The organism is Oerskovia sp. NPDC056781 (assembly GCF_042789955.1).
GTDB lineage: Bacteria > Actinomycetota > Actinomycetes > Actinomycetales > Cellulomonadaceae > Oerskovia > Oerskovia rustica.
Genome location: NZ_JBHUAD010000261.1, coordinates 1 through 5,149 on the forward strand (window position 1 = coordinate 1; position 5,149 = coordinate 5,149).

The 5,149-nt window shown below is 74.5% G+C and carries 5 protein-coding genes; 3 read left to right on the top strand and 2 right to left on the bottom strand.

Features of this window, described 5'->3' with window-relative positions; all coding sequences use genetic code 11:
• The first annotated feature begins 18 nt into the window (after window positions 1-18).
• Together ACFRCR_RS16660 and ACFRCR_RS16665 are read left to right on the top strand one after the other, a co-directional pair.
• Window positions 19-1,035 carry a DUF4031 domain-containing protein gene (locus ACFRCR_RS16660; protein ID WP_377679073.1) on the top strand — a complete coding sequence of 339 codons (1,017 nt, stop codon included), beginning with the start codon at window positions 19-21 and terminating at the stop codon, window positions 1,033-1,035.
• Window positions 1,036-1,045: 10 nt separating this feature from the next.
• Window positions 1,046-1,867, top strand: coding sequence for a vancomycin high temperature exclusion protein (locus tag ACFRCR_RS16665; RefSeq protein ID WP_377679074.1), 822 nt, complete (start codon window positions 1,046-1,048; stop codon window positions 1,865-1,867).
• On the opposite strand, the gene ACFRCR_RS16670 is transcribed toward ACFRCR_RS16665, so the two are convergent.
• Both ACFRCR_RS16670 and ACFRCR_RS16675 read right to left on the bottom strand, forming a co-directional pair.
• Complete coding sequence (locus ACFRCR_RS16670; RefSeq protein WP_377679076.1) at window positions 1,842-3,467, bottom strand: succinic semialdehyde dehydrogenase; 1,626 nt, start codon at window positions 3,465-3,467, stop codon at window positions 1,842-1,844. The genes ACFRCR_RS16665 and ACFRCR_RS16670 overlap by 26 nt on opposite strands.
• Window positions 3,468-3,622: 155 nt before the next feature.
• Window positions 3,623-4,237 carry a TetR family transcriptional regulator gene (locus ACFRCR_RS16675; RefSeq protein WP_377679078.1) on the bottom strand — a complete coding sequence of 205 codons (615 nt, stop codon included), beginning with the start codon at window positions 4,235-4,237 and terminating at the stop codon, window positions 3,623-3,625.
• Window positions 4,238-4,332: 95 nt separating this feature from the next.
• On the opposite strand from ACFRCR_RS16675, the gene ACFRCR_RS16680 reads away from it, so the two are divergent.
• Complete coding sequence (locus ACFRCR_RS16680; protein ID WP_377679080.1) at window positions 4,333-5,094, top strand: SDR family NAD(P)-dependent oxidoreductase; 762 nt, start codon at window positions 4,333-4,335, stop codon at window positions 5,092-5,094.
• Window positions 5,095-5,149: the final 55 nt, after the last annotated feature.

Here is a 5,149-nt window from a genome sequence, read left to right on the forward strand (position 1 = left end):
ACCCTCTAGGGTCGAGGCGTGGCTCTTCTCATCGACCCGCCGACCTGGCCGGCCCACGGGACCTCGTGGTCCCACCTCGTCTCGGACTCCTCGCTCGACGAGCTGCACGACTTCGCCGAGCGGTTGGGGCTGGGCCGGCGCGCGTTCGACCTCGACCACTACGACGTCCCGGCCGAGCGCCACGCGGACTGTGTCGCCGCAGGGGCCCAGGACGTGTCGGGGCGCGAGCTCATCGTGCGGCTGCGGGCATCGGGGCTGCGCGTCCCGGCCCGCGAGCGGGGAGCGGCCAAGGCCGCGGCGCTGCTGGCGCGCTGGGACGCGGTCCTGCCGGGGCTCCCGGGGGCGCGCGAGGTGGGCAACGACCTGATCGCCCGCTGGCACGAGCCGCACCGCGCCTACCACGGGCCCGCGCACCTGGTCCACGTGCTCGACTCCCTCGCTGTCCTGGAGGGCCGCTCGCCGGGCGTGCCCTCCCCCGGCGAGCGGGCGCCGTCGGGCACGTCGCTGCGCGCGCAGCTCGCGCTGTGGTTCCACGACGCGGTCCACGGGGGCGTCGCGGGCGAGGACGAGGAGGCGTCGGCCGCGCTCGCGGTCGCGCGCCTGTCGCCGCTCGTCCCCGTCCCGACGGCGTCGCTCACCGGGGACCGGCCCCCCGCCCAGGGCGGGGCGCACCTCACGCCCGACGACGTCGCGGAGGTCGCGCGCCTCGTACGCCTCACGGCGACGCACGACCCGGACGGCGACGACGTGGCGGGCGCGCTCGTGTGCGACGCCGACCTCTCGATCCTCGGCAGCGCGCCCGACCGGTACGCCCGCTACGTCCGGCAGGTCCGCGCGGAGTACGCCCACGTGCCCGACGAGCAGTTCGTGGCTGGTCGTGCCGCGGTGCTCGAGCAGCTGCTCGCGCTCCCCTCGCTCTTCCGGACCCCGCTGGGGCGCGACCGCTGGCAGGAGCGTGCCGAGCACAACCTGCGGACCGAGCTCGCGGGCCTCGCCGCGCGCGGCCTCGCGCCGGGCGGCGACCCGCGCCAGTAGGCTCGCCCGCATGAGCGAGCAGGGGACCGACCGGGCCACGCCCCCGGAGACAGCGCACGGTGTGGCGGGGCCGCACGACACCTCCACGGAGAGTCCCGGGCGGCCCGCAACGGGGCGGGGACGCCGACCCGGACCGTCCTGGCTGCGCGGCCGCCGCGGACGTGCCGCGCTCGTCGGGGCAGCCGCGCTGGTCCTCGTGGTCGCGGCCCCCGTCGCGTGGGTCCAGGTGAGCGGGCAGCTGCGCGTGCGCCCGGGGGTCGAGGACGTGCCCGCGCGCCCCGTGGCTCTCGTGCTCGGCGCGGGCCTGCGCCCCGACGGCACGCCCTCGACGTACCTCACGCGGCGCCTCGACGCCGCGCGCGAGCTGTACGAGCGCGGCACGGTCGAGGTGATCCTCGTGAGCGGGGACAACTCGAGCGAGGACTACGACGAACCGACCGCGATGCTCGACTGGCTCGTCACCCACGGTGTCCCCGCGGAACGCGTCGTGCGCGACTTCGCTGGCTTCGACACCCACGACACGTGCGTGCGAGCCCGCGAGGTCTTCGGGGTCACCGAGGCTGTGGTCCTCACGCAGGACTACCACCTGCCCCGGGCGTTGTTCTCGTGCGCGCAGGCGGGCATCGACGCGGTGGGCGTCGGCGTGTCCGCGCAGAGCGTCGAGCCCGCCAAGGCCGTGATGTACCGGGTGCGCGAGGCGCCCGCCTCGCTCAAGGCCGCCTGGGACGCCGTGACCGGCCGGGAGCCCGTACACCTGGGCGCGCGCGAGACCGCGGTCACGGACGTCCTGGACTCCCTCTCGGCCGCTACGGCAGGCGCAGCTTCTTCATGACCGCGAAGGCGGTCGTGAGCAGGCGGCTCGCGCGGTCGGCAGGCTGCGCGTAGAGGGTGTCGAAGCTCAGTCCGCGCGACACCCCGCGCTGGACCACGATCGTCTGCGCCTCGGTGAGCGCCTCGATCCCCTCGCGCCCGTGCCGACGCCCCACGCCGGATCTCTTGAACCCGCCCATGGGTGCCGCGACCGAGCCGAACGCCGACGCGTACCCGTCGTTGATGTTCACGGCACCGGCCTCGACCTGCGCCGCGAGGCGGCGTCCGCGCGCGGTGTCCTGCGTCCAGATGCTCGCGCTGAGCCCGAGGTCCGAGTCGTTCATGGCCCGGATCGCGGCCGCGTCGTCGGGCACGCGAGTCACCGTGACGACCGGGCCGAACGTCTCCTCGCGCGCGCACTCGGCCGTGGGCGGCACGTGGTCGAGGACCGTGGGCGCGTAGAAGAACGGCCCGATGTCCGCGCGGTGCACGCCGCCTGCGAGCACGCGGGCGCCCTGCGAGAGCGCGTCGTCGACATGGGCCACCACGCGGTCGAGCTGCGCCTGGGACGTGAGCGAGCCCATGTCGACCGAGTAGTCGAGCGCGGTGCCGAGTCTCAGCTCGCGCACGAGCGGGACGAACGCGTCGAGGAACTCCTCAGCGATGTCCTCGTGCAGGACGAGCCGTTCGATCGAGACGCAGAGCTGGCCGCTGTTGGAGAAGCACGCACGTACCGCGCCCTGGGCCGCGGACGGCACGTGCGCGTCCGCCGCGACGTACAGGGGGTTCTTGCCGCCCAGCTCGAGCGTGGTCCCGATGAGCCGCTCGCCCGCCTGCGCGGCGACCTTGCGCCCGGTCGCGGTCGAGCCCGTGAACGCGATGTGGTCGACGAGCCCCGTCAGGGCCGCGCCGATCTCTCCCCCACCGGCCACGACGAGCAGCAGGTCGCCGGGCAGCCCGGCCTCCTCGAGGACCTCGGCGGCCCACAGGGCCGTCAGCGTGGTCTGGGGGTCGGGCTTGACCACCACGGCGTTACCCGCGACCAGGGCGGGCAGTGCCTCGGCGAGCGCCAGCGTGAGGGGGTAGTTCCAGGGGGCGATCGCACCGACCACGCCGACCGGGCGGCGGTGCACGCTCGCGCGCGTCAGGACGGGCAGCATCCCGCCCACGCGACGCTCGGCGAGGTAGTGCGCGGCCCGCACGCCGTAGTGGCGCGTGACCTGGGCGATGTCACCGACCTCCTCGAACGCGCTGCGACGCGACTTGCCCGTCTCCATCTGGAGCAGGTCCAGGATCTCGGTCTGCCGCTCGAGGACCAGGTCGTGGAAGCGCAGGAGCACCGCGGCGCGCTCGGCGACCGTGGTGTGAGCCCAGGACCGCTGGGCGCGACGCGCACGCTCGACCGCGACCGCGACGTCCTCGACCGAGGACAGAGGGATCGACGCGAGCGGAGCCCCCGTGAACGGGAGGACCGAGCGGTGCTCGCCCGCCGTGTGGGAGGTGACGACGCGGGCCACGAGGGGAGCGACGACGTCGGGCTCCAGGACGTACGTGGCGGAGGGGTGCTCCGGGTCCAGGAGGCCGTCGATGGCGGCGCTGCCGTCCGATGTTTCGCTTGCCATGCGTGACAGGTTACGCGGCGGTACCCCCGGGCAGAACATCCTTCACACAATCCCCTTTGGTAGGTCTCGCCCGGCGTGCCGGGAATGACGCCGACCGGGGCCGCCGGAGGCCGGCCGCGCCGGGGCCATGCCGAGACAGCGCCGGGCTGCCCCGCTCAGCCCTGTGCCGCCCAGGTGCGCGCTCCGTCGAGGAGGTGCGCGAGGGCGTCGTCGACGACCTGGGCCGGGTCCCGCTCGGCAGCGGCCTCGGCCCACCAGACGAGGGCCGCGAAGTTCGCGGCCGAGCACGCCGCGGCGAGCGACCGCGCGCGCAGCGACGGCTGGGGTCCGCCCTCGGCGCGGGCCAGGTAGGACTCGACGAGCGCGGCCGACGTGCCGATGCGCGAGGTGCCCCAGGCGAGCAGCTCGTCGTCCGACCCGATGAGCCGCAGCCGCTGGCGCGTGACCTCGAGGGCGTCGTCGGGGAAGGTCGAGGACGCGACGAACGCGGTGCGCACCACGTCGAGCGCCTCGGCCAGGCTCGTCGGGCTGCTCGCGCCCAGCACCTCGGTGATCGCGTCGCGCGCCTCCCCCGAGCCGCCCCAGACCATCGCGGCCTTCGACGGGAAGAGGCGGAAGAGGGTCCGCCGCCCGACGCCGCACGCGCTCGCGACGTCGTCCATCGTGACGTTCCCGAAGCCCCGCTCGGTGAACAGGCGCAGGGCCGTGGCGGCGACGTGCGCCGGGTCGACCGTGGCAGGGCGTCCCCGGCGTGCGGGTGTCTGCGACATCACATCTCCTCGCGAAACAGGTTTATGGCACTGAGTGTTATAAAAGTAGCAGGAGCCGAATCCAGGCACCTCGACCCGGCGGAAGGACCCCCATCATGAGCACGTCGACCATCCCGAACCGATTCTCCGGCGCGACCGTCGTCGTCACCGGCGCAGGCTCCGGCATCGGCAAGGCCACCGCGACCCGGCTCCTCGCCGAGGGCGCACGCGTCATCGCGAGCGACCTCGACGCCGACCGCCTCGCCGCGCTCGTCGCCGAGAGCGGCGAAGCCCCCCTCGTGACCATCGACGGCGACGTGTCCGACGACTCCGTGATCGCCCGCATCGTCGAGGCCGGCGAGGGCCGCATCACGGGCCTCGTCAACAACGCCGGGATCATGGACTCGTTCGTCCCCACGGCCGAGATCGACGACACCCTGTGGGAGCGCGTCATGCGCATCAACGTGACCGCACCCATGAAGCTCATGCGCGCCGTGCTGCCCGCGATGGTCGACGCCGGCCACGGCCGGATCGTCAACGTCGCGAGCGAGGCCAGCGTGCGCGCCGGCGCCTCGGGCACCCCGTACGCCACCTCGAAGCACGCGGTCGTGGGCCTGACCAAGAGCACCGCGCTCTTCTACGGCCCCGCGGGAGTGCGCGTCAACGCCGTGGCACCGGGCGCCGTCGCGACCAACATCGAGGCGTCGTTCCGCTCCGAGCTCGGGGCCAGGCGACTCGGGCCGATCATGCAGGCGACCGTGCCCGCCCCCGCGACCGCCGAGCAGCTCGCCGCCTCGATCACGTGGCTGCTCTCGGAGGACTCGGCGAACGTGAACGGCGTGCTCCTCATGTCGGACGGCGGCTGGTCGACCATCTGACGGCCCTCCCCGGGTGCCGTCCGGCCGACCCGAGGCCGGTCGGGCGCTCTCCGCC